This is a genomic window from Mucilaginibacter sp., assembly GCF_041660805.1.
GTDB lineage: Bacteria > Bacteroidota > Bacteroidia > Sphingobacteriales > Sphingobacteriaceae > Mucilaginibacter.
In genome coordinates this window covers 39,722-64,472 of sequence record NZ_JBAZVP010000013.1, presented here as the reverse complement: position 1 = coordinate 64,472, position 24,751 = coordinate 39,722, and the positions used below count along the sequence as shown (strand labels likewise).

Annotated in this window: 23 protein-coding genes; 13 read left to right on the top strand and 10 right to left on the bottom strand. The window is 41.6% G+C overall.

Annotated features, from left to right (window positions below):
* Positions 1-3 precede the first annotated feature (3 nt).
* Positions 4-999: a tryptophan--tRNA ligase gene (gene trpS / locus WC743_RS16600; protein ID WP_373013626.1), complete on the bottom strand. Its 996-nt coding sequence runs from the start codon at positions 997-999 to the stop codon at positions 4-6.
* Between the two features lie 40 nt (positions 1,000-1,039).
* Between trpS and WC743_RS16595 the strand changes: the two genes are divergently transcribed.
* The 3 genes from WC743_RS16595 (at position 1,040) to WC743_RS16585 (ending at position 2,963) form a co-directional block, all read left to right on the top strand.
* Positions 1,040-1,792, top strand: a complete 753-nt coding sequence (locus tag WC743_RS16595; protein ID WP_373013624.1) for a lysophospholipid acyltransferase family protein — start codon at positions 1,040-1,042, stop codon at positions 1,790-1,792.
* Positions 1,767-2,054: an Asp-tRNA(Asn)/Glu-tRNA(Gln) amidotransferase subunit GatC gene (gatC, locus tag WC743_RS16590; RefSeq protein WP_373013622.1), complete on the top strand. Its 288-nt coding sequence runs from the start codon at positions 1,767-1,769 to the stop codon at positions 2,052-2,054. The genes WC743_RS16595 and gatC overlap by 26 nt, the downstream gene beginning before the upstream one ends.
* A 150-nt stretch (positions 2,055-2,204) precedes the next feature.
* Positions 2,205-2,963, top strand: a complete 759-nt coding sequence (locus tag WC743_RS16585; protein ID WP_373013620.1) for an ABC transporter ATP-binding protein — start codon at positions 2,205-2,207, stop codon at positions 2,961-2,963.
* Positions 2,964-3,229: 266 nt separating this feature from the next.
* Here the strand turns inward: WC743_RS16585 and WC743_RS16580 are convergent, their stop codons facing one another.
* Positions 3,230-3,850, bottom strand: coding sequence for a hypothetical protein (locus WC743_RS16580; protein WP_373013618.1), 621 nt, complete (start codon positions 3,848-3,850; stop codon positions 3,230-3,232).
* Positions 3,851-3,977: 127 nt separating this feature from the next.
* Here WC743_RS16580 and WC743_RS16575 point away from each other — a divergent pair, with 127 nt between their 5' ends.
* A complete protein-coding gene (locus WC743_RS16575) occupies positions 3,978-5,192 on the top strand; it encodes an ABC transporter substrate-binding protein (RefSeq protein WP_373013616.1) in 1,215 nt (404 codons plus the stop codon).
* A 117-nt stretch (positions 5,193-5,309) separates the two neighbouring features.
* Here WC743_RS16575 and WC743_RS16570 read toward each other — a convergent pair whose 3' ends face one another.
* A complete protein-coding gene (locus tag WC743_RS16570) occupies positions 5,310-6,323 on the bottom strand; it encodes a chitinase (RefSeq protein ID WP_373013614.1) in 1,014 nt (337 codons plus the stop codon).
* Between the two features lie 234 nt (positions 6,324-6,557).
* Here WC743_RS16570 and WC743_RS16565 point away from each other — a divergent pair, with 234 nt between their 5' ends.
* From WC743_RS16565 to WC743_RS16550, 4 genes are all read left to right on the top strand, one after another.
* Positions 6,558-7,106 carry a cob(I)yrinic acid a,c-diamide adenosyltransferase gene (locus tag WC743_RS16565; RefSeq protein ID WP_373013612.1) on the top strand — a complete coding sequence of 183 codons (549 nt, stop codon included), beginning with the start codon at positions 6,558-6,560 and terminating at the stop codon, positions 7,104-7,106.
* A gap of 85 nt (positions 7,107-7,191) precedes the next feature.
* Positions 7,192-7,413: a DUF2795 domain-containing protein gene (locus WC743_RS16560; protein WP_002996718.1), complete on the top strand. Its 222-nt coding sequence runs from the start codon at positions 7,192-7,194 to the stop codon at positions 7,411-7,413.
* Positions 7,414-7,542: 129 nt separating this feature from the next.
* Positions 7,543-7,689 (top strand): lmo0937 family membrane protein, encoded by a 147-nt coding sequence (locus tag WC743_RS16555; protein ID WP_191176231.1) that lies wholly within the window; start codon positions 7,543-7,545, stop codon positions 7,687-7,689.
* A 135-nt stretch (positions 7,690-7,824) separates the two neighbouring features.
* Positions 7,825-7,971, top strand: coding sequence for a lmo0937 family membrane protein (locus WC743_RS16550; protein ID WP_121249096.1), 147 nt, complete (start codon positions 7,825-7,827; stop codon positions 7,969-7,971).
* A 34-nt stretch (positions 7,972-8,005) separates the two neighbouring features.
* Here the strand turns inward: WC743_RS16550 and WC743_RS16545 are convergent, their stop codons facing one another.
* Both WC743_RS16545 and queA read right to left on the bottom strand, forming a co-directional pair.
* Positions 8,006-8,722: a 2-C-methyl-D-erythritol 4-phosphate cytidylyltransferase gene (locus WC743_RS16545; protein WP_373013610.1), complete on the bottom strand. Its 717-nt coding sequence runs from the start codon at positions 8,720-8,722 to the stop codon at positions 8,006-8,008.
* 88 nt (positions 8,723-8,810) lie between these two features.
* Positions 8,811-9,860 (bottom strand): tRNA preQ1(34) S-adenosylmethionine ribosyltransferase-isomerase QueA, encoded by a 1,050-nt coding sequence (gene queA / locus WC743_RS16540; protein ID WP_373013608.1) that lies wholly within the window; start codon positions 9,858-9,860, stop codon positions 8,811-8,813.
* A 189-nt stretch (positions 9,861-10,049) separates the two neighbouring features.
* Here queA and WC743_RS16535 point away from each other — a divergent pair, with 189 nt between their 5' ends.
* A complete protein-coding gene (locus WC743_RS16535; protein WP_373013606.1) occupies positions 10,050-11,297 on the top strand; it encodes an ABC transporter permease in 1,248 nt (415 codons plus the stop codon).
* 192 nt (positions 11,298-11,489) lie between these two features.
* On the opposite strand, the gene WC743_RS16530 is transcribed toward WC743_RS16535, so the two are convergent.
* Entirely contained in the window at positions 11,490-14,714 is a 3,225-nt protein-coding gene (locus WC743_RS16530; RefSeq protein WP_373013605.1) for a PAS domain S-box protein, read from the bottom strand.
* A 146-nt stretch (positions 14,715-14,860) separates the two neighbouring features.
* Here WC743_RS16530 and WC743_RS16525 point away from each other — a divergent pair, with 146 nt between their 5' ends.
* Together WC743_RS16525 and WC743_RS16520 are read left to right on the top strand one after the other, a co-directional pair.
* A complete protein-coding gene (locus WC743_RS16525; protein ID WP_373013603.1) occupies positions 14,861-16,147 on the top strand; it encodes a citrate synthase in 1,287 nt (428 codons plus the stop codon).
* 134 nt (positions 16,148-16,281) lie between these two features.
* Positions 16,282-18,174 carry an ATP-dependent DNA helicase RecQ gene (locus WC743_RS16520; RefSeq protein WP_373013601.1) on the top strand — a complete coding sequence of 631 codons (1,893 nt, stop codon included), beginning with the start codon at positions 16,282-16,284 and terminating at the stop codon, positions 18,172-18,174.
* Between the two features lie 93 nt (positions 18,175-18,267).
* On the opposite strand, the gene WC743_RS16515 is transcribed toward WC743_RS16520, so the two are convergent.
* The 3 genes from WC743_RS16515 to WC743_RS16505 are packed head-to-tail and all read right to left on the bottom strand — an operon-like array spanning position 18,268 to position 21,662.
* Positions 18,268-18,885 (bottom strand): gluconate 2-dehydrogenase subunit 3 family protein, encoded by a 618-nt coding sequence (locus tag WC743_RS16515; protein WP_373013599.1) that lies wholly within the window; start codon positions 18,883-18,885, stop codon positions 18,268-18,270.
* 4 nt (positions 18,886-18,889) lie between these two features.
* The gene (locus tag WC743_RS16510) at positions 18,890-20,647 is read right to left on the bottom strand and encodes a GMC family oxidoreductase (protein ID WP_373013597.1); all 1,758 of its coding nucleotides are present in this window, start codon (positions 20,645-20,647) and stop codon (positions 18,890-18,892) included.
* Positions 20,648-20,660: 13 nt separating this feature from the next.
* Entirely contained in the window at positions 20,661-21,662 is a 1,002-nt protein-coding gene (locus tag WC743_RS16505; protein ID WP_373013595.1) for a sugar phosphate isomerase/epimerase family protein, read from the bottom strand.
* Positions 21,663-21,799: 137 nt separating this feature from the next.
* On the opposite strand from WC743_RS16505, the gene WC743_RS16500 reads away from it, so the two are divergent.
* The gene (locus WC743_RS16500; protein WP_373013593.1) at positions 21,800-22,576 is read left to right on the top strand and encodes an NUDIX domain-containing protein; all 777 of its coding nucleotides are present in this window, start codon (positions 21,800-21,802) and stop codon (positions 22,574-22,576) included.
* On the opposite strand, the gene WC743_RS16495 is transcribed toward WC743_RS16500, so the two are convergent.
* On the bottom strand, positions 22,573-23,688 hold the full coding sequence (locus tag WC743_RS16495; RefSeq protein WP_373013591.1) for a mandelate racemase/muconate lactonizing enzyme family protein: 1,116 nt from the start codon (positions 23,686-23,688) through the stop codon (positions 22,573-22,575). The genes WC743_RS16500 and WC743_RS16495 overlap by 4 nt on opposite strands.
* A 194-nt stretch (positions 23,689-23,882) precedes the next feature.
* Here WC743_RS16495 and WC743_RS16490 point away from each other — a divergent pair, with 194 nt between their 5' ends.
* Positions 23,883-24,614: a DUF4290 domain-containing protein gene (locus tag WC743_RS16490; protein WP_373013589.1), complete on the top strand. Its 732-nt coding sequence runs from the start codon at positions 23,883-23,885 to the stop codon at positions 24,612-24,614.
* Positions 24,615-24,751 lie beyond the last annotated feature (137 nt).

Genomic DNA, 24,751 nt, shown 5'->3' with positions numbered 1-24,751 from the left:
ATATTAAAAATTCCTGAAACCGATAATTTCTCTTACTTCCCTGATGGTTTTGGCTGCGCTTTCGCGTGCTTTGGCGGCACCGTAACGTGCCACTTGCCTTAGGTAAGGAGCGTTGTTTGCTATATCGTTAATTTTTTCGCGGATAGGAGTGGTGGCAACAATCATGTCTTCGGCCAGCTGTTTTTTCAGATCGCCGTAACGGATAGCGCAGGTATTGTACAAATTATTAAAATGCTCCAGTGTATCCGGGGTTGATACCACCTTCATCAGGTCGAACAGGTTTTGTATCTCTTGTGGTTTTGGCTGGTTATCCTGGGTTGGGCCACTATCAGTAACGGCACGCATTACTTTCTTGCGGATCACTTCGGGAGCGTCAGAAAGGAAAACGGCATTGCCTTCACCTTCAGATTTCCCCATTTTTCCTTTCCCATCTAATCCGGGTATTTTTACAAGGCTTTCACCCATGCTAAATGCATAAGGCTCGGGGAAGTACTCATGATCATATAACCTGTTAAAGCGGTTACCAAAGGTACGTGACATTTCCAGGTGTTGTTCCTGATCTTTACCTACAGGTACTTTGGTAGCTTTGTGTATCAAAATATCCGCAGCCATTAAAACCGGATAGGTTAACAGGCCTGCGTTAACATTATCAGGGTTTGCGCGCACTTTATCTTTAAATGATGTACTGCGTTCCAGTTCGCCCATGTAGGCGTTCATGTTTAGGTACAGGTACAGTTCAGATACCTCAGGTACATCACTCTGTACATAAATAGTAGCCTTCTCCGGGTCAATACCGGCGGCCAGATATTCTACCAGCACCTGTTTAACGTTGCCATGTAAATTGGCAGGGGTAGGGTGGGTAGTTAACGAATGCAGGTCGGCAATAAAAAAAAAGCAATTATATTCATTTTGCATCTTCACGAAGTTTTGTATCGCCCCGTAATAGTTTCCCAGATGCAGATTTCCGGTTGAACGTATGCCACTAACAACAGTTTCCATATAGGGGCGAAAGTAAGGATTTTTTCTATTTTTGAGGGCGATGAAAATGATATTGAAGAAAGTGCACGTTTACCTTTACCAGGCAAGTGTTGCATTTTTTTATTTTTTATTATGGCCTTTCCTGTATTATTTTTCTCACAAACCGGCACACTACAAAAGCATGAACGCGTTAAGGCGCGTGTGGGGATACATCAGTTCGCTGCTGGTGGGCATCCGCTACCGGTTTGATTATGAAGTACCTATTGATTGGAGTAAAACATATATAGTTACCCCCAACCACACATCTAACCTCGATATAACGGCCATGAGCCTGCTGGTAAAAAGCAATTGCTGTTTTATGGGTAAAGAGGAATTGGTGAACGGGCTGGTTACCGGCTTATTCTTCCGTACGGTTGATATTCCGGTGAACCGGGAAAGCAGGGTCGCTTCGTTCCGGGCATTTAAACAAGCTATGGAAAGATTGGAAAGTGGTATTACGGTAATCATATTCCCCGAGGCTACCATTCCTGATCCTTATCCGCCCAGGCTGCATGCTTTTAAGAATGGCCCTTTTAGAATGGCTATAGAGTTAAAAATACCCATTATACCCGTTACCTCTTTAAATACATGGAATATTTTGTGGGATAATGGGCATAAATTTGGCTCAAAGCCGGGTGTATGTAATATATTTGTACATAAACCCATTGAAACAGCGCATTTAACTATTAATGATGCCGATGCCCTGAGAGATGAGGTGCACAGCGTTATCAATAAAAAATTAAAACAGCATGATCATAGACGAAAAAACGGTTGATAAAGTGGCCCACCTGGCAAGGCTTGAGCTGGCAGCCGGTGAAAAGGCCGAAATGATAAAGGACATGAACAAGATCCTGGGCTTTATGGATAAGCTTAACGAGGTAGATACCGTAGGTGTTGAACCACTGGTTTACATGACCAGTGAGGTGAATGTTTTGCGCGAAGATGAAGTAAAACAGGTTATTACCACTGAAGAAGCTTTACTGAACGCCCCCGACCATGATGAAAGTCACTTTTTGGTAGCGAAGGTGATTAAGTAGGCAGGAGGGAAAAAAGACGAGCAGACGAAAGACGAAAAGAATAAAGATCTTATCTTTTATCTTTCACCTAACAAATCCTTTATCTTTAAATCTTTTATCTTTCAAAGTGTAACATTTTATACTACCTTAATGTCAAAGTAAGAAAAACGGATGAACCCAACAATTATCAGTAAGGAAGAACCACTTATTATTATAAAGGATATCGGTCGTAAATACGTTATCGGGTCTGAAATTATACACGCTATAAAATCAGTGACGTTAACTATAAACAAGGGCGAATTTGTTGCGCTGATGGGCCCTTCCGGTTCTGGTAAATCAACTTTGATGAACATTTTGGGTTGCCTGGATACACCAACCAAAGGCGAATATATCCTTAATGGCATCAACGTAAGCCACATGACTGATAATGATTTGGCCGAAGTAAGAAACAACGAGATTGGCTTTGTTTTCCAAACGTTTAACTTATTGCCCCGTAACAGTGCCTTAGATAATGTTGCCCTGCCGTTGGTTTATGCAGGTATCAACAAAGAGAAACGTAACGAACGTGCCAGAAGAGCTTTAGAGAATGTTGGCCTGGGTAACCGTACAGATCACCGCCCTAATGAGCTTTCAGGTGGCCAGCGCCAGCGTGTTGCCGTTGCAAGGGCTTTGATCAATGATCCATCTATAATATTGGCTGATGAGCCTACGGGTAACCTTGATACCAAAACCTCAATAGAAATTATGGGGCTTATGGAAGATATTCATGCTAAAGGCAATACCATTATACTGGTTACCCACGAAGAAGATATTGCTAAACACGCTCACCGTATTGTACGTATGCGTGACGGCTTGGTAGAAGACGACTACCTAAACGAGAATATTCATACGGTAAGCAAGCATGCGCCGGTAGAAGTTAAAGAACAATAAATTTTATAGTTTGGCTTAGCCTGTATCACTATATATGAGACCCTCTTTGTTGCAAAGCAAAGAGGGTTTTTGTTTTTTAGTTGGAGCCGGTTGTTGAAGTTTTCCATCACAGGTTTTTGGAAGATTTGTACTCCTTCCTTGGGGAAGGGTGTGGCTGCCTGTGATGTGGTGGGTAGGGGTTATTTATGCCAATGTCTATCTCATAAACCCCTCCCTGCACCCTCCCGTTGGGAGGGAATCGCACATCGCCACCGCACCAACAATTTCTACTTTATCGCCACCAGCCTCGCTACAAACTCGGCCAGGTAACAGGCATGCTCAGGCGCAATCGGTTTGCGGTTGCCTACGATAAGCGTATGCTCGAAGATCTCTAATACAAAATCAGTTTCCTTTATCAGCATCATGGCATCACGAAACTCTTGAGTCATGCCTTCATGGGCTTTCTCCTTATCATCCGTTAGTACATAAAAGCGGTTGCTAAAAGGTTTGTCTTCTTTAAAATCAAGCTCGATGGGGAAGATGATCTCGCGGATCTTATCTATCAAAGTTTCTGTACGGATAAACACACGGCCAAAATCATGCTTTAAGTAAGTTAACGCCCATGGCTGATAATGACAGTGGCGCTTTAATTCGGCCTTTGTGCTTGTAATATTAGGTTTCATTTCGAGATAAAGCATATAGCTATCGGCACCGGCATGTTTTATAGCATAGGCATCACGAATGTTCAGGTCTTTGTAATGATTAAAAATCTCAAACTGTTCTAATTGAAAATCGATATAGCCGGGTACATCCACCCTGAAATTGTTTTTTAAAGCATCACAAGTAGCTTCAAAAGCATGGATATCAACTGCTGCCAGCCCGGTGGTATCAAAAGAAAGCTTATTCATTATATTTTCATAAAAACCGGCTAAATATACTAAAGGCTGATAATAAAAGCAGGCTTTTGAAGCAAATTCACAAATAAGAGCCAACCCATTATTTTATGTATTTTGCAAAACCAAACAATTACCATAAATGAAGAAGTTACTATTTCCTGTTATCGCGCTGCTGGCCGTTGTGCTTGTTATACAATCATGCTCAAAATCAAAAAAAATAATTGTTTCCAGGCCTGTTACTGTTGAAGGTTTATTTTCGCTTACAGGCAACTGGTCATCATTGGGTATCACTTCAAAAGCAGCAATAGAGCTTGCTGCAGAAGATATTAATATTTACCTGGCGCAAAGAGACGCCAAGTTCAGCATAGCGGTACACGTGTCAGATACCAAACTGGAAACAGAGGTGGCTAAAACACAATTTACAGCCGCTAAAAACGGGGGAGTTCATTTTGTTATAGGGCCGCAATCAAGTGCCGAACTGGCCGCCATTAAGCCGCTAGTAGATGGAGGGCAGGTAATTGTAGTAAGCCAAAGCAGTACCGCTGGCAGTTTAGCCATTGCCGATGATAATATATTCCGTTTTTGTCCGCCCGATAAAATTGAAGGTGCTGCTATTGCCAATACTATCTTTAAAAAAGGGATTAAAGGTTTAGTTACCCTTGCCCGCGATGATGCCGGCAACAAGGGGCTGCAATTAGCTACGGGTGCTGCTTTTACCGCTAAAGGCGGCGAAATAAGTGCTCTTGCACCTTATGCAATCACCACAACCAACTTTGCTTCGGTAATAGCTGCCATGAAAACGGAAGTTACCAGGCTGAATGCTAAATATGGTGCTGCCAATGTAGGTGTTTATCTGGCATCGTTTGATGAATGTACCGGACTTTTTAAACTGGCTGCTGCAGAACCATTGTTGAGCAATATTAAGTGGTATGGTGGCGATGGCGTTGTGCTTAGCACGGCATTATTGAGTGATGCTGTAGCTGCCGATTTTGCCATTAAAACAGGCTTCTTTGCACCTTCGTTTGGTTTGCCTGCGGCATTGCAGTCACAATGGAAACCCATAGCCGACCGTATTAAAACTAAAACAGGCATTGAGCCCGATGCATTTGCATTAGCCGCTTATGATGCTCTTTGGGCAATTGCCTACACGCTTGAAAGTACAGAAGGCAGTACAACCGATATTGCCAAACTAAAAACAAGTTTTGTAGAGCAAGCCAATAAACATGCGGGTATAGTTGGCGCCGACGCCCTTGATACCGCCGGCGACCGTGCAAGCGGCACGTTTGATTATTTTGGTATTATTAAAGATGGCGCTGCTTATGTATGGAAATTGACAGGGAAATCTGACGAGTAAATCTGTTTGGTTAGAATATTTATAAAAGCATGAGGCGTTCTGATAAGAACGCTTGATTTACGTTTGAATAGGTGTGTAAGTAAATCCGAAATCGAATATTCGACATCCGAAATAATCCTAATACCTGTAGGGCTGCATTTTTCCGCAGCTGCAGGCGCAGTTAGGATCTGTTGCACCCAGTTTGGTTAAAAAGAACTGGTAAAAACCTATGCGGTCTTTCATGTTGTACATGTTATCGCCTTTATTGCATTCTATCTCGCCGTTTACAATATTAATAGTCATACCAAAACCAGGCGTGCGGCCTTTGGCTTTGTCTGCCGCGTTGGGCTGCCATTTGCCAATCATTACATCATGTGCCGATGGTTTATGCGTTTCGGGGGTCATCCAAAAGTATACAGCTGTTTTAAAAGCCACTACAGGGTCGGTCTCTACCAAACCGGGGTTGTTCAATAATACTTTTTCATCGCCAAAAATACAATCGGCGGCATAGCCATAATTGCCGTTATAGCTTAGTTGCATTGGCCCGCGGCCATAATATTTTTGTCCTTTAAAGGGCGGATAGTCATCACTTTCGCCAAAATAGTTTAGAGATGTATTGTCTTCATGCAAAAGCATTAAGCCATCTTTATATTCACCATTCATGCCGTGACGGGTTTCGTGGGCTATATGGGCAAAAAATGCGGCTAATTCGCGTTTATTTACCGCTGCATCTTTATCGGTACAAAAACCACCATAATCTATAACATAAGAGCTATCGGGCTTTACTTTGGCCCAGTCTTCGTTCCAGTCTACGTCCTGGCGCACTATGGCGGGCTTTCCGGTACGTTTATCAGTACGGATGAGTTGGTATACCGATAATGCGCGCCTGGTCACCTTGACGCTTATATTAGATAAATCATCAACCGCTTTTATAAAAGACTGGTAAGTGTAAAACTTGTTGCGCTGCGGAAACAGATCATTAAATTGCTGTTCGCTTAAAAGTTTGGCAAAAGATGGTTTGGGGGTAGGTTTTGCAGCTGCTGATTTGCTTGAGTTATTGCCCGTATTATTACCCCCGCAATTAAAGCTTAACAACGATACGGTGCATAAACTAATTATTGCCAGCCTGGCCGATGATATAATGAGTTTCATAGTTCGTAATATTATATATTTGGAACAAAACATTAAGTACAAGATTAAGTTTAAAAACGGTAAAAATTTCACATAAAAATTTTTACCATAAAGTAAGACGGTAAATTGCTGATCATTTAGTCTCAAAGATCATAAAGCACATAGAATATACTCCATAAATATTTGTGGCCTTTGTGATTTTCTCTTTGTGACCTTGTGATTAAACATAAACGATACCAAAATAGTTTAATTGCTATGAAGATATACACCAAAACCGGAGATAAGGGCTATACATCGTTAATTGGAGGCACACGGGTGCCCAAGCACCATCTGCGTATTGAAAGTTACGGTACGGTTGATGAACTGAATTCTTATGTGGGGTTAATTAGAGATCAGGAGATTAGCGACTATGATAAAGAAATTTTAAAACAAATACAGGACAGGTTGTTTACCATAGGATCGTCATTGGCGGCCGATCCTGAAAAGTCTAAAATGATAATACCTGATCTGCACCCCGAAGATATTGAGTTGCTTGAAAAGGAAATGGACAGGATGAATGAACGATTGCCCGAGCTTAGGCATTTTATTTTACCGGGTGGAAGCAATGCTATATCATACTGTCATATAGCACGTTGTGTATGCCGCCGGGCCGAAAGGCTAAGCGTGCATCTGGCAGAAGAGAGCACGGTTGACGAAAAAGTGAATATTTATCTGAACAGGTTGAGTGATTACCTGTTCACCCTGGCCAGGGTGATTGGCCACGATGCAAAAATCCCTGAAAACCAATGGATACCGAGAATATAAAAAATATTACAAAAAAATATTGATAATCAATTTAAAAATATTATACTTTTGCGAAAAAGGAAATTTTACCACATAATATAAAAACATGTATTGGACACTTGAATTAGCATCTCACCTTGAGGACGCCCCATGGCCGGCAACTAAAGATGAATTAATTGATTACGCTATACGTTCCGGAGCGCCGGTAGAGGTTATTGAGAACCTGCAGGCACTGGAAGATGATGGTGAACCTTATGAGAATATTGAGGAGATTTGGCCGGATTACCCAACCAAAGACGACTTCTTTTTCAACGAAGATGAGTATTGATCATCCATAGCGAGATATAAAAAAGCCCTTTTTTAAAGGGCTTTTTTGTTGTGCTGCCTTTTTGGAATGATTTTAGTATTATAAGGTTAACATTTACTTATTTAATACTTAACACTAAATACTTACATTATGAGAGGCTTATTGTACATTATTGCTGTTATCCTGGTTATAGGATGGGCATTCGGATTTTTTTACGCCGGCTCTGGCGGTATAATCCATATATTACTGGTCATTGCTATTATAGCTTTGCTTTTAGGAGTGATAAGAAGGGCTTGATAATTAGTTGTAACGGTCCATTAAATAAAAAGAAGTGCTTACAAAAGCGCTTCTTTTTATTTAATGGCTTTTTGGAATAGATTTTGGTATGTGAAAGTACATTCAACTAAAACTTTAACAAAAACAAACAACATTATGAGAAGCTTATTGTACATAATCGCAGTAATCCTGGTAATAGGATGGATCTTCGGATTTTTCGTTAACCATGCCGGGGGCTTAATACACATTTTACTGGTAATAGCTATAATCGCTTTATTACTTGGGGTAATCAGGAGGGCCTGATAGATACCAGATAGATATTTATACAGCCATCAGCTTAATGCTGATGGCTTTTTTCGTTTATAAGGGCCTCCGCTACAATAATATCTTCGGGAAAAGTGATCTTAATGTTACTATAAAGCCCTTCAATTAACGTTATTTGAGTGCCGGCCTGTTCAACTACCGATGCATCATCAGTAAAATTGGGGCTGTATGGCTGGTTGTAAGCGTCTTTCAGCAAAGCTGATTGGAAGGTTTGCGGGGTTTGTACCAGGTATATTTCATCACGGTTTAAGCTTGTTGATATTCCACCTTTTAGCAGCCTTACAGAATCGCGGCTTTTAACGGCTGTAACGGCCGTTCCGTTCTCAGCAGCACACTGGTAAGCCTCGTCTATTATAAGTTCGCTAATGAGCGGCCTTACGGCATCATGTACAGCAATTAGCACATTGTTATCCAAAATCAGGTCAACCGCATTTTTTACAGAATGAAAACGCGTTTTGCCACCGGCAATTAAAGTGTGTTGTATAGTAAATTGATGACTGCTGCAAAGTTGTTCCCAAAGGCTGTGATAATCGGCATGCAGCACCAAAATAATTTGAGGCGATGATTTACTATTATAGAATGCTTCAATAGTATGCATTAGCACCGGCTTACCGCAAAGCAACAAAAATTGTTTAGGCAATGCCGATTGCATCCGGGTGCCTGAGCCACCGGCTACGATGATAGCGTAATTAGATTTTGGATTTGAGATGTGAGATTTGAGACTGGACATGCTATTAATAGTAGTTCAAATTTATGACAAAAAAAATGAGATATGAGTTTTAGTCTCATATCTCAAATCTATTATCTCATAGCTATGCTTAAATAATCAGCATCGCATCGCCGTAGCTGTAAAAGCGATATTTCTCTTTCACTGCAACTTCATAAGCGTTCATCACATGTTCGTAACCACCAAAAGCACTAACCATCATCAACAGGGTTGATTCAGGTGTGTGGAAGTTGGTTATCATAGAGTTAGCTATGCTGAATTCGTATGGAGGGAAAATGAATTTACTGGTCCAATCGTTAGCTGCTTTTAAGCTTTTGCCCGCAGATACTGCAGATTCAACCGCACGCATAGATGTTGTACCAACAGCGCAAATACGTTTTTTTCTTTCAATGCCACGGTTTACAATGTCAGCTTGTTTTTGCTCAATAATGAATTGCTCAGAATCCATTTTGTGCTTGGTCAAATCCTCTACCTCAACCGGGCGGAAAGTTCCTAAACCAACATGCAGGGTAACCTCGGCAAATTCAACACCTTTTAATTCAAGGCGTTTCATTAGCTCGCGGCTAAAGTGCAAACCTGCAGTAGGGGCCGCAACGGCGCCTTCATGCTTGGCAAATATGGTTTGGTAGCGCTCTTTATCTTCGGCGGTAGCCTTACGTTTTATATATTTAGGCAGTGGTGTTTCGCCTAAAATTTCAACATTGCGTCTAAATTCTTCATCGGTACCATCAAATAAGAAACGGATGGTACGGCCACGTGAGGTAGTATTATCAACAACTTCGGCAATTAACAGATCGTCATCACCAAAATAAAGTTTGTTACCTACACGTATTTTACGTGCCGGGTCAACCAGTACGTCCCAAAGGCGTAGTTCTTTATTTAGCTCACGCAGTAAAAAAACCTCTATAGTAGCGCCGGTTTTTTCTTTGTTGCCATACATACGTGCCGGAAACACTTTTGTGTTGTTCAGGATCATTACATCCTGGTCATCAAAATAATCCAGTATATCCTTGAATATTTTATGCTCAATTTTGCCCGAATCGCGGTGTAAAACCATTAAACGTGATTCGTCACGTATATCTGACGGTGAATGGGCGATTAATGATTCAGGTAAATTGAATTTAAATTGGGATAATTTCATGCTTTATATATGAATTTTCAGGGCGCAAATGTACGGAATTTTTGTTATTTTTTCCGCTTTATTAATTGACTAAGTGTAAATACTTAAATCAAACAATAATACTGTAACTTAATTGCATTAACACCGTCTAACAAATGTTGTTTTCCAATTATATAGTTAATTTACACCAACCGAAATCAAAATAGTGATATGATAATATTAAAACTTATCCGCGAAAGCTTCCTGTTTGCCTATGATGCTTTAAGGCAAAATAAGCTGCGTACATTACTTTCATTATTGGGTGTAACCATAGGTATTTTTACTATTATAGCAGTATTTTCTGCGGTTGATACTTTGCGCAATAATTTGCAGAAGAGTGTTAACAAACTGGGCAGCAACAGTATATATATACAGAAATGGCCCTGGGTAGGTGAAGATAATTTCCCCTGGTGGAAATATATGCAAAGGCCGGTGCCTAAGTTGCGCGATTTTGAGCAATTGCGCCGCCGCAGCCAAACTGCAAAGGCAACCTCATACGAAATTAGCATTGATAACCGCACCGTAAAATACGGAAGTAATACTGTTGATGGTGCGCAGATAGATGCCGTATCTCACGATCATGATAAAACATGGAATTTTGACTTTCAGGATGGCCGGTACTTTACAGACATAGAATCGCGCACGGGTGCGCCGGTAGCCAATGTGGGTGCTGATATAGCCGATGCTCTTTTCCCCGATGGTACAGGCGTTGGTAAACAAATTAAAATTATGGGCCGCAAGGTTACCATTATAGGCGTTTTTGCTAAAGAAGGTAAAGATATCTTAGGCATAAGCAGTGATAATGAAATATTGCTGCCTTTAAACTTTGCCAAGAATATTATTGATATTGAGAATGAAAAATATAACCCGCAGATAGTTGTACGCGGGCAGGATAATTTAAACGATGTTGAAGTAGAGAGCGAAGTGCGTGGTATAATGCGCTCTGTAAGGAGCATACGCCCGGGTGTTGAAGATAATTTTGCTTTAAATAAATCAAATATCCTGTCAAATCAATTAGATCAGTTATTTGGTATTGTGAATATTGCGGGTGCTATAATAGGCGGTTTTTCTATATTGGTAGGTGGTTTTGGTATTGCCAATATTATGTTTGTATCGGTAAAAGAACGTACCAATATTATAGGGATACAAAAATCGTTAGGTGCTAAAAACTATTTTATACTACTGCAATTCCTTATAGAATCTATTGTTTTGTGCCTGTTGGGAGGGGCTATGGGCTTGCTTCTGGTGTACCTGGGTACGTTTGGCGTGAAGGCAGCGGCTGATATACAAATAGTACTGGATATAAATAATATAATGTTCGGGATCAGTATATCGGTAGTTATCGGTATTATATCTGGTATAGTACCCGCCTGGTTTGCTTCAAGGCTTGACCCGGTTGAGGCCATAAGGACTAATTAAGAAGGATTTGAAATATATCATTCAGCAATCTCTCGTATGCTAAACGCTTAGGTATTGGCTACGAGATTATTAATGAGTTTAATTTTTCTTGGGTGGAATTAATGGGCTCCCTACAATTGTTTGTCCGCGTCGCTGCGCTCCCCGCAATGATATTATAAACCTTACTCACCCAAAGTTGCCGTGGGAGGTAAATCACCTGCGGTGCCTGGTTACTTTTTCAAATAACACATCAGGTACAAAAGGTTTGGTCAGGTAATCACACATGCCGGCTTCAAAAGCTTTATTGTGGGTTTCAGGCATGGCATCAGCAGTAAAGGCTATAATGGGCAGGTGAGGATATTGCTGTTTTATTATCGCCGTTGCCTCAAAACCATCCATTACAGGCATTTGTAAATCCATAATGATCATATCATATGCTTTGTTATTGGCCATATCTACTGCTATTTTACCGTTAAGGGCTTCGTCTACATTAGCTTGCCATTTCTTCAGGAACTTAGACGCGATCATGATGTTCATTTTATTATCGTCAACAACAAGTATGTTCATCCCCAATAAATTCATTGGCACGTTTACCGGTATCATATTTTCAGGGATAGGAACAACGGGCTCGGCCAGGAGGTCAAATAATATAGAGAAGCTAAACTGCGTACCTTTACCCAGCTCACTTATTACTTCAATGCTGCTCTGGTAAAGTTCTATCAATCGTTTGGTAATGGCCAAACCAAGCCCCGTACCGCCATATTCATGATTAATTACCTGATCTTCCTGTATAAATGGATCAAAAATAACCTCCAGGCTTTCGGCAGAGATGCCTATGCCGGTATCTATCACCTTAAAGTTCACCAGCACTTCTTTATTGTTTAGCTGCCCCTTTTCAAGCAAGATGGTTACCTTGCCGGCCGAGGTAAACTTAACGGCGTTGTTTACCAGGTTAATAAGTATCTGCCCTAAGCGGGTTTGATCGCCCATCACAAATTCCGGTATAGCGCTGTCTGATATTAACTCAATAACCAGGTTCTTTTCCAGCGCTTTCGCGTAAAACGACTGGCGGATGTTTTGCGTCAGCCGGAGGAGATTGAATGGCGCTTTGCTTAACTGTAATTTACCTGCCTCAATTTTATTATAATCTAAAATATCATTGATAATGGCCAGGAGGTTCTCACTGCTAAATTTCAAGGTGTTCAAGTATTCTAACTGTTCGGGTCTTGGGTCTTCAGACAAAAGCAGGTTAGTGATGCCTATAACGGCGTTCATTGGAGTTCTTATCTCGTGGCTCATAATAGAAAGAAACTCCGATTTAAAGTGCGATGAACGCTCTGCATGTTCTTTGGCTGTTATTAGTTCCTGCCGCGCTTTTTGCTGCAGGGTAATATCTTCACCAATGCTGGTTGTACCTTTAAGGTTACCATAATCATCATAACTAATGGTGTTTTGCCAGCTAATGATACGTAGCTCGCCATTACGGCAAATCACAGGATTTATATAATGTGTCCTCACATTATTGTTAGTAAACCAGCTCGTTATAAATTCACGCAAATCCTCTGGTATAAAAGTTTGCATCCAATTCATACCCAGTATCTCTGCCTGGCTGTAGCCAAGCAGGTTGGCCAGGTACTTATTACAAAATATTATTTTGCCAGCGGCATCTACAGATATCGCGGCAAGTTTAATGGTTTCCAATACCATCCGGTACTTGGTTTCAGTAGTTTTATAGTCAATTTCGGCTTGTTTGCGCTGGGTAATATCCTGCAGGGTACCAATTATCTTACGTACGGAACCATCATCGCGGTACATTAATTTACCCCATATCACACTAATGTGTTTTACATTTCCTTTTGGCGTAATAATACGGTATTCATAAGATGTGCCCACCTTATCTGAATTATGCAGCAGGTGTTTAATTATATATCTGTCATCAGGGTGAATATGTTTTAAAAGCAATTTACCATTGCGGGATTTAACGGCATTATCACCATCAACCTCGTAAATTGAATTAACTTCATCGCTCCATGACAGTATGTTTGAGGCGCTGTCCCATTTCCAGTTGCCAATTTTGGCAATAGCTTGTGCTTCCAGCAATTCAATCTGACTTATCTTAACAGCTTTCTCAGCTAATCTTGAGTCTGTAATATCCTTTATGATTCCTATGATCCGTTTTGGCTTGCCTGTATCATCAAAATGAAAATCGTCCATTAGCACCTGTATATATTTTAGGTTGCCTTTTGGGGTGATCATTTTATGCTCCAGGCTGTTTTTGGTTGCTCTGTAAACATTATTAAAGAAGCTGGCAGCCTTTTCCATGTCATCCGGGTGAACCAGGCTAATGTAGTATTCAAACTTGCTCATTTCCTCAGGAATGGCATCTATCTCCAATACTTTAAATAAATTCTCTGACCAGAAATTCTCCTTTGACTCAGTATCATACCACCAGTTACCTGTTTTAGCAATTGCTTGTGCCTGTTGCAGCAGGTTTTTATTCTCTATCAGGGCATCGGCATGTTTCTTTTGTTCAGTTATATCAGTTACCGTAACAGAAATGCGCTTGGTATAGTTACCGTTAACATCAATAACCGGCGATGACTTGGCCAGGAACCATCCCGGTTCTCCGTATATGGAAGGAAACTCGATAGTTGAAGTTTGTTTATGTTTTAAAACATAGTCATATACCCCGTTAAAGGGTTTTGCTCTTTCAACACCTATGGCTTCAATGAGTGTTTTATTTAAAAAAGTTTCGGGCTTTAAATAATGTGGGGTTTGCGGGCCAAACCATACGTTTAGGCAGATACCGTTTTCATCAAACTCAAAAATGGTATCGTTAACAGAGCTAATAAGCGCATGTAATTGTTCCTGGCTTTTACGTAATGATTCATTTAGATGAAGTACCTTATTAATGGCTTTTTTAAACTGCATTTGATAGCTCCTCAGCACCAGAAAAGATATATAGGCAATAAGGATAAAAATAAACAAAAGTACACCTAATACAAATGGCGATATAAACAGGTGAGGTGCTATAATATAAGCTGTAAGTACAGCTGCAATGTTTATTACGGTTATGGATACAAACTCCCATTGCCTTTTACAAAAAAGGGTTAAGGCAATAAAGATAGTTATGGTGCTGAAAATATATTCGTGATCAAAGCTGTTAACACCTAATAAAATACAGTTGTTAATAATCACATAAGCCAACATGGTTACATATAATATGTATTTATAGTAGGTTTTATTACCGCCAAGTGAGAGTCCTAAGCTTATAGCACAAAGTATACAGGTAAGCGCACGCAGCCAAACCGGGTCATAAGAATTATTAAAACACAGGTAATGCAGCGAGGGCGCTGCAATAAATAAACCAATTAATAGCAGTCGGTGAATAGTATTGTCATTTTCTACCAGTAACAGTGCCCTATCTTTAAATGACATGTTTTAAATTAAAATGTATTTTATTTTTCCCAAACATACTATAAATAGCTATTTGCAGTAAATAAGAATTTTACAAATAGTAAATACATCTTAACGGCTATTAATACGCAGATTTATTTACATTTGTTGCAAATACTATTTTTTCTATGGCTGATACTGCACAATTAAAAATTGGTGATAAAACGTATGATCTTCCTGTAATAGAAGGTACCGAAGGCGAAAAAGCGATCGACATTTCAAAGCTGCGTGATCAGAGTGGTTATGTTACGCTTGATGTTGGTTACAAAAATACCGGCGCAACAAAAAGCGCGATAACCTTCCTTGATGGCGAGGTAGGTATTTTAAAATATCGTGGTTACCCTATAGAGCAGCTTGCAGAGAATTCAACCTTTATTGAGGTTGCTTATTTGCTTATATATGGAGATCTGCCATCTGCAGAGCAATTGAAAAGCTTTGAGCTGGAAATTAGCCGTCATACCCTTGTTCATGAGGATATGAAAAAGTTTTTTGATGGTTTCCCTTCAGGTTCGCATCCAATGGGGCAATTGTCATCATTAATAGGTGCGTTGGCCGCATTTAACCCCGCATCACTTAAACAAGGTTTATCTGCCGAGGAAGTGAACCTGGAGATAATTAAGCTGATCGCTAAAATGAGCACAATTGTATCATGGATATACAAAAAATCATTAGGGCACCCGGTTATTTATCCGCGTAATCAGTTTGATTATGTAACCAACTTTATGCACATGACCTTTGGGCAACGTACCGAGGAGATTGATATTGACCCGGTAGTAGTAAGCGCTATGAACAAGCTGCTTATTTTACATGCTGATCATGAGCAAAACTGCTCAACATCAACTGTACGCATAGTAGGTTCATCTGATGCTAACTTATATGCATCCATATCAGCAGGGATCTCTGCACTATGGGGCCCGCTGCATGGCGGTGCTAACCAGGCGGTGATAGAAATGCTGCAAAAAATTAAAGAAGACGGCGGCGATACCGATAAATGGATAGCCAAAGCAAAAGATAAGAACGATCCGTTCCGTTTAATGGGATTTGGCCACCGGGTATATAAGAACTTTGACCCACGCGCCAAGATCATTAAAAAAGCTTGTGATGATATCCTTGAGAAATTGGGTATAAATGACGAAACGCTGGAGATAGCCAAGAAACTGGAAGAAGTTGCCCTGCACGATCCATACTTTGTTGAGCGTAAGCTTTACCCTAATGTTGACTTTTACTCGGGCATTATTTATACTGCTTTAGGTTTCCCAACTGATATGTTTACCGTACTATTTGCTTTAGGGCGTTTACCGGGATGGATAGCACAGTGGAAAGAAATGAAAGCCAATAAAGAGCCAATTGGCCGCCCGCGCCAAATATATGTTGGAGCTACTGACAGGAATTATACCGATATCAAAAACAGATAGAGCCTCACCCCGGCCTTCTCCAAAGGAGGAGGAAGGAAAAATATAAACAAGCCTTTGAATCTTAAACCCTCTTCTTTGGAGAGGATTTAGGTGAGGCAAAGCCCGCTATGCCGGGCTTTTTTTCATAAAAGTAAATGACGCCACGCGAAATACTAAAGCAATATTGGGGACATGATGATTTCCGGCCGATGCAGGAAGAGATCATTACGTCTGTATTGCAGGGGCATGATACTTTAGCATTGTTACCAACCGGTGGTGGTAAATCAGTATGTTTCCAGATCCCTGCATTAGCTATGGATGGGATCTGCGTGGTAGTTTCGCCCCTGATAGCCCTCATGAAAGACCAGGTAGAGAATCTGAAAGCTAAAGGAATAGAAGCGATGGCCATAGTATCCGGCATGGGCAGGCGCGAGGTAGATATCGCGCTGGATAATTGCATTTACGGTACAACCAGGTTCCTGTATATCTCACCTGAACGTTTGGCATCAGAACTGGTACGCGAGCGGATAAAGTATATGAAAGTTAACCTGTTCGCGGTTGATGAGGCGCATTGTATCTCGCAATGGGGGTATGATTTTAGGCCGTCGTACCTAAAAATAGCTGATCTGCGGGAACTCCATCCTCAGGTTCCTGTTTTGGCACTTACCGCAACGGCCACCGCGCAGGTGAGAGAAGATATTCAGGAAAAGCTTTTGTTTAAGCAGCCCGATGTTTACCAGAAAAGCTTTGAGCGCCGCAACCTGCGGTACGTGGTACAAAATACAGAGAACAAGCTTAAGAAATTATTAGACGTAGCCAATGGCATACAAGGAAGCGGCATTGTGTACGTTCGCAGTAGAAAAGAGACCTTTGAGATAGCAAAATTTTATAATGAAAATTATATCCATGCTGATTACTATCATGCCGGCCTGCCGGTTGATGAAAGATCTGCAAAGCAGGAAGCATGGAAAGCTAACCGTATCCGTATTATAGTTGCCACAAATGCCTTTGGGATGGGGATTGATAAACCCGATGTTAGGTTTGTGATACATAAGGATATCCCCGAAAGCCTGGAAGCCTATTACCAGGAAGCAGGCAGGGGAGGCAGGGATGAGCAAAGGGCCTACGGCGTTTTACTATACAACCATACCGACCGTATTAAAGAAGAAAAGAAATTTCTGCTCAACTTCCCCTCGGTTGAGGAGATAAAGCAGATCTACCATCACTTAGCTAACTATTGCCAGCTGGCATATGAGGCAGGGGAAGGGACAAGCTTTGACCTTGACCTGGGCGAATTTTGCGCCAGGTATAAGCTGGATGCCATAAAAACACTTAATGCTTTAAAGTTTTTAGAGCAGGACGAATATGTGTCATTTAATGAAAGCGTATACCTGCCATCGCGTTTCAGGTTTGAGGTGCTGAATGAGGAATTGTATAATTTTCAGATCCAGAACCCGGGTTGGGATGCATTTATAAAAACCCTGCTGCGTTCATACGGCGGATCGTTTGAAAATTATGTACGCCTGAAAGAATTTGACCTGTCCCGCCGAACAGGTATGAATACACAGCAGGTAATAGACGGCCTAAAGCAACTGCAGGATTTTAACCTTTTAAGCTACCTGCCGCAAACCGATAAGCCACAGATAACCTGGTTAAAAGCGCGGCAGCATGCCAATAACCTTTATATTAATAAAACATACATAGAGCAAAGAAAGATCACCTACCGTACCAAGATGGAGGCGGTATTTGCCTACGCAGAGCATAAGCGTTGCCGCAGTCAAATGCTGCTGGCATACTTTGATGAACCCAATGCAATGAAATGCGGTGTATGTGATGTTTGCCTGGAAGAACGCCGTCAAAAAAATGCTGATGAGATATTTGACGACATTACTAACGAGATTGTGCAGTTGTTAAGCACAGCCAACCATACCATTGATACTCTTATGACAGGCCTTAAACTAGGCACCGAAAAAGAAAAGATCACCACCATCCGCTTGCTGCTTGATGCAGGGAAGATTAAAACGGACGGAGAGAATTATTATTTGTAATAACGGTGGTTGAATTTGGACTGAACACGCAATGCCGCTTAATTTTTAATCACTTAACTAATAGGTAACCGCTAATAATTTTGTTGCTTACAGCTAAACATTTTCCAGTCCGTATTGCTTTAAAACATCAGCAGGCACGCCTTCCCATTTTGTAGGGGAGTTGCCTTTGTAACCCAGGTCTTCAATCCCTATTTTACTGGTAAAAAATCCTATTGAAGTAAGTTCACGCATCTTGTTAAAGAAGGTTACGCCGGCTGCCATATCCGGCGTTGCCTGCATAGGGTAAGCTATTGCACTTAAAATTTCCAGCTGTTGTTGTGGTGTACAGCTTTTAAACTCATTGTTATACTTGTTAAGGCATTTTACATCCAGCCAGCGCAAACCACCACGCATTGGCAGGGCATGTTCGGGTTCGTCCTTTACAATAAACTCAATAAAATCTGGCACCCTGGCATCTGAGGCACTACCACTATGCTCATCTTTTGGTATTATTAAGTCTGCCAGCAGGGTAATGGTTGCCATCTCATGAGCGTCAAAAAACTTCTCGGCAAGTAATTTCTTTTCTCTTTCAACCTCATACTTTTGCCTGCCGGTTTCATCTAAAACAACCCCATCTGCTGTTTTTACAGCAGTAACCGGGTTACATGAGTCAAGCAGTACCGTTGTAGAAACTGTTAGCCCAAGGGCCTTTAAACTATCTCTTCTGTTCATTTGGTTAAATGTTTTGTCTTTTCTTTTGATTTAAAATAAACTCCGCTGTGCGCATGCTAAGCGCCAAAATAGTCCAGGTAGGGTTCTTTTCTGATTGCTGTACAAACACAGATCCATCTACCACAAAAAGGTTGCGGCAATCATGTGCCTGTCCCCATTTATTTAATGATGATTTTTGAGCGTTATCACCCATACGCACTGTGCCAACTTCATGGATCCCTTTTCCCGGCTTATCCAAACCATAATTATTTTCGGGCCCGGCAGGTTGTACCAATGGTATGCCGCCCATCGCCTTAATACTTTCCTGTATGGTTTGCTGCATGTGTTTAGCCTGTTTAATTTCTTCAGGCCCCCATTTGTAATTAAACCGCAGCACGGGGATACCGTATTTATCAACCACGCTGTTATCTATCTCACAATAATTATCTTCCTTGGCAATATCAGTTCCGTGGCAGCCAATGGCGGCCAGTGTGCCGTAAAATCTGCGGTAATCATCTTTAAGCCCTTTACCAAAGCCGCCACCTGGTTTCATCTTGCCATCTTTACCGGGCAGGTAACCATTAAGGTAAGGCACAAGGGCACCTTCAAAACCCAGGTAGCCGCCATAGCCGGGCATCATCATCCCTCCAAATAACTCTAAGTGATAACCCCGGGCAAAGTCAAGCTTTTTATGGTCGCCCCACCAGGGAGCGTAAATATGCAAGCTGCCTACACCATCTTCATTAAAGCGCTTCCTGTCCAGCAGTTGGGGTAGTATAGCTGCGCCACCGGTTTGGGTGCTATCATGCAGATACTTACCCACTACGTTGCTGCTATTTGCCAATCCGTTAGGGTGTTGTGACGATTTTGAATTTAACAGGATCCGTGCAGATTCGCAGGTGCCGGCTGCCAGTATCACTGTTTTTGCTTTTACAGCATACTCCTGCATATCATCTTTGTTTACATATGATACACCGTTGGCCAGCCCATCGCTGCCGGTAATTATCTCGCGTACAATGGCATTGGTTATTACCTTTAAGTTACCCGTTTTTATAGCCGGGATCACCAAACAGGATGATGCCGAGAAATCACCATAAATTTTGCAGGAACGGTTACACTGCCCGCAAAAAAAGCAAGCCCCGCGCTCATTATTGCCCGGCAATTTTTCTGTTAATATTGATCCACGGCCTGCAATTACTTTTATACCTAAACCCGTAACCGCCTTTTTAATGATCAGTTCATTCAACCTCGGTTTGGGCGGAGGTAAAAATATACCGTCGGGGTCGTTCTCCATACCCTCCATCGAGCCGTATACCCCTATCAGCCGGTCAACCTTATCGTAGTAGGGTTTTATATCCTCATAGGTTACTGGCCAGTCGTCGCCAACGCCGTAACTGCTGCGGGCCTTAAAATCTTTAGGCCCCATACGCAGAGATATCCTCCCCCAGTGATTAGTACGGCCGCCCAGCATTTTAGCCCTGAACCATTTAAAATCGGTGCCATTCTTTTGGGTGTAGGGTTCACCTTCAATGTCCCATCCGCCATAGGCGGCATCAAAATCACCCATAGGGCGGGTAGCATTACCACCACGCCTGGCAGATTCATACGGCCATTTAAGCTGAAGTGAATCTTTTGCCGGGTCAAAAAACGGCCCGGCCTCCAGCATTAAAACTTTAACACCGGCTTTGGCAAGCACATAACCGGCCATGCCACCACCTGCCCCCGAGCCAATGATGACCACATCATACACCTCGGCAGATCTTTTAATTTGAATATCTTTCATGATGCGATTGGTGCTATGCTAATTTGCCAACTTTTTCAACCAGTTTTTTTGTAGCAAGCACGCCTGCATCATCATCAAGATAGGGGCTATCGGGTGCATACATTTTAAACAGGCCACCTTCATACTCGATGCTTATCCACCCGTTAAAACCCGATTTTTTCATAATGCCGAACATTTTTGCGAAATCCGTTTCGGTATCGTTTCCATCCGCGTCAAACTTATGGGTCTTGGCATGCACTCCCTTTGCATAAGGCATTAGTTCTGCAATGCCTTTATACCTGTCATACTCTTCCAGGCATTTGGTTTTCATGTAGGCTTCTATAGTTTGTGCTTCTGGCTTAGTGCGGTTTATACAAAAGTTGCCAAAATCGGCCAGGGTGCCGCAATGTTTGCTGTTAACACTTTTTATAACACCTGCCAGCCATGCGCCGTTACAAGATATGCCAACGTGGTTCTCTACTATTACATCCACCTTTCTTGAGCTGCCATATTCCAGCAACTTGCGCAGGCTGTCTTCGGCCGCTTTTGCAACTTCTTCCGGTTTGCCTTCACCCTCAACGTTAACCCTTATCATAGGGCAGCCCAGGTATGCGGCGGCATCAATCCATTTGTAATGTTTTTCAATGGCCTTTGTCCTTTCGGCTGTATCCAATTCACCTAAAACACCTTCACCATCAACCATTATCCGCAGGTTGTAACAGCCATTATCGGCCGACCGCTTTTTCAGTTCACCTAAAAACTGCATGTCTTTAGCCTTATCGGCAAAAAACATGGAGCAGTAATCAAGGCCGGTTATACCAAAATCCTTTTTAGTTTTTGCAGGGAAATCAAGCGGATCGAGCTTCTTTGTCCAGAACTGACTGGCTAAAGAAAACTGCGACAGGGCAATTTTAAAGAACGCGTCTTTGTCTTTAGTATCCGCAGCAAATAAATAATCAGGAATAGCTGCCGCTAACCCAATGCCTGCCGCACCCATCGCTGCAGTTGAAAGGAAAGATCTTCTGTTAAGTGTCATGTGGTTTATTGATTTGGTTTTTTCTATTTGGTAAAATTTACACAATAAAGATATGGGTTAATTTCTATTTTGCAAATTTTACTAAATAGAAATTTTTATTTATTATTTTTGAACATATTTGATGTACTTTAAAGGAAATGGAAACAATAGAGGAGTTACAGGATTTTATAGCTAACGGGTACAAAACGTTTATACCGCATGTATCTATGGATAACGCCATATTTGGATATCATGACCATCAGTTAAAAATTTTGCTATCGCGATATAAGGCTTTAGAGGGCTATTGTTTGCCGGGCGGCTACATAAAACGTACAGAAACACTTGACCAGGCAGCAAAGCGCATTGTTAAGGAAAGGACAGGATTAGACGACCTGTACCTGCAGCAATATAAAACCTTTGGCGACCCCGACCGCATTAAGTGGAATGAGATAGATTTTGAAAAGTTTTCTGAAATGGCTGGTGTAAAGCATATTAAGGACAGTTGGCTGATGGATCAAACCATCTCCATAGGTTATTATGCCATTACTGATTTCTCTTTGGTGACCCCGAAGTCTGATTTTATGTCTACCTATTGCGAGTGGTTTAACATAAATGAGGTGCCGCCACTGCTTTATGACCATGACGATATGGTTAAAGAAGCCTTGCAGGCGCTAAGGTTGCAATTGTATTATTACCCTATTGCAGAAAAACTGCTGCCTAAAAAATTCACCCTTACGGAGATCCATGCGGTTTACGAAACCATACTTGATAAGAAGCTGGATATTCGCAACTTCCCAAAAAAGCTGGTGTTTTTAGGCCTGATAAAAAAACTGAACGAAAAACGCAACATTGGCCCTCATCGCGCGCCGTACCTGTATAAATTTGATATAAAAAAATACAATAAAGCCTTAGAAACCGGCACAACGCTTACCTAAGCAATCGTAAACTTTTCGCAGCCTGCCAAAAAGGCTTCATCTGCATCGGCACCTATTCCTGGTGCATCGTTGATGTTGAGTTTATAGCCATCATAAGTTACGCCGCCAACGCATGGGTCTTGCAGGTGGCCCAGCATACAGGTATCCATATCATAAAAATGAATATTGGGGCTGGCGTATACAAAGTGGAGTTTGGCGCTTAAAGCGATACGGCTCTCCAGCATGCCGCCCATCATACACGCAATTCCTTTTCCGGCGGCAAGATCATGGATCTTTTTAGCCTCAGTTATCCCGCCGGATTTTGACATTTTTATATTGATATAATCGCAAGAACCGCTATTGATTTGCTTTCGGGCATCATGATGGTTGTACACACTTTCATCTGCCATAATTTTCACCGGGGATAGCTTCATTAATTCGGGCAGGTTGTCGTCATACCAGGTGCGCATGGGTTGTTCGCAAAATTCAATATCGTACTGGCCAATCGCCTGTAAGGCATATACCGCTTCATCAAAACTCCAGCCCTGGTTAGCATCAACCCGTATCTTCATTTCGGTACCAACCGCCTTCCGGATCTGTTTTATGCGTTCCACATCAATCGCGGCATCCTTTCCTAATTTTACTTTTAATATATGAGCGCCCGATTCTTTAAAGTCGATGGCTTTTGCAGTCATTGCTTCGGGTGTGTTTATACCGATGGTGATATCGCTTTCAATTACCCGCTTTTCGCCGCCCAAAAACTGGTAAAGCGGCAATCCGGCATTTTTTGAGGCAATATCATACAAGGCAATATCAAAAGCGCTTTTAATAGTGGTGTTGCCCGCGGTAAAAGCATGAAGCTCCTGCATCCGAGCCGAAATCTCCAATGCATCTTTTCCTAACCATAGTTTTGCAAAATCTTTAGCCATTACCAGGCAGGTATCCTGTGTTTCGCCCACAATCATAGGGAAAGCAGAGCACTCGCCCACGCCGTAGAAACCGGCATTGGTATGGATCCGGATAAATACATTCTGCGCATGGTCCATAGTCCCTGTAGCTATGGTAAAAGGCTCCATGGGGATACTGAAACGATAAATATCTATTGAGGTGATGGTAACGGGTTGTTTATTCATAGTAAGATAATGCTTATGGCTAAATTAATACAAATTAGATGCTGGTTAACAAAATTTGTACATTAACACATTTACCGTATATTTGCGTTACTACATAATAATCCATTTCGGTTCTCCGGTTTCTGCCCTCTGTTTTAAGAAATCGTCCATGAGTCGGAAAAATATTTCAAGACTTTATTTAATTAAAAATATACATGGCATTAACTAATTTGCCTGGCGGGTTTGATTATAATTCAACCAGGAATAAACTTTTACTTACAGAATACGGCCGTAACGTGCAAAATATGGTGAAATACATAGTTGCGTTACCAACCAAAGAAGAACGCAATAAATACGCACAGGTTGTAATAGACCTGATGGGTTTTTTAAACCCCCACCTGCGTGATGTAGCCGACTTTAAACACAAACTGTGGGATCACTTACATATTATATCTGATTTTCAGTTAGATGTAGATTCACCATACCCAAAACCAAGCCCGGAGGCGATTCATTTAAAGCCGGAGCCGCTTAAATATCCGCATCAGCGCATAAAATACAAGCACTATGGTAAAACCATAGAGATGATGATTGAAAAGGCTAAAAGCATTGAAGAGCCTGAGCGCAGGCGCCATATGGTACAAGCCGTGGCCAACTTCATGAAAATGGCCTATGTGCAATGGAATAAAGACTCTGTTGCCGATGAAACTATCCTATCTGACCTTTACGCTTTATCAAACGGTGAACTGAAATTGGAAGACAACATCAACCTTAACCGCGTTGAGTTCCGCCCGAATAACTTTAGTGCTCAAAATAATAACAATCGTGGCGGCAGAACCAATAATCAAAATAACCGCGGTGGCGGTGGCAGTGGTCGTACAAACAATAATAACCCGCGCAATAACAACCAAAACCGTGGCCGCAACACCGGAGGAGCAAAAAAATACTAATTGATTTATTGGTTATAGTTGATGGTTCATTGCTTATAGGTAATGGTAAAAGGGTTTAGGGGCAATTCCGATTATTTTATAATCTTTGTCCTTTAACTATGACCAATTAGCTAAGCTTGAGGCCATGAATTACGAAC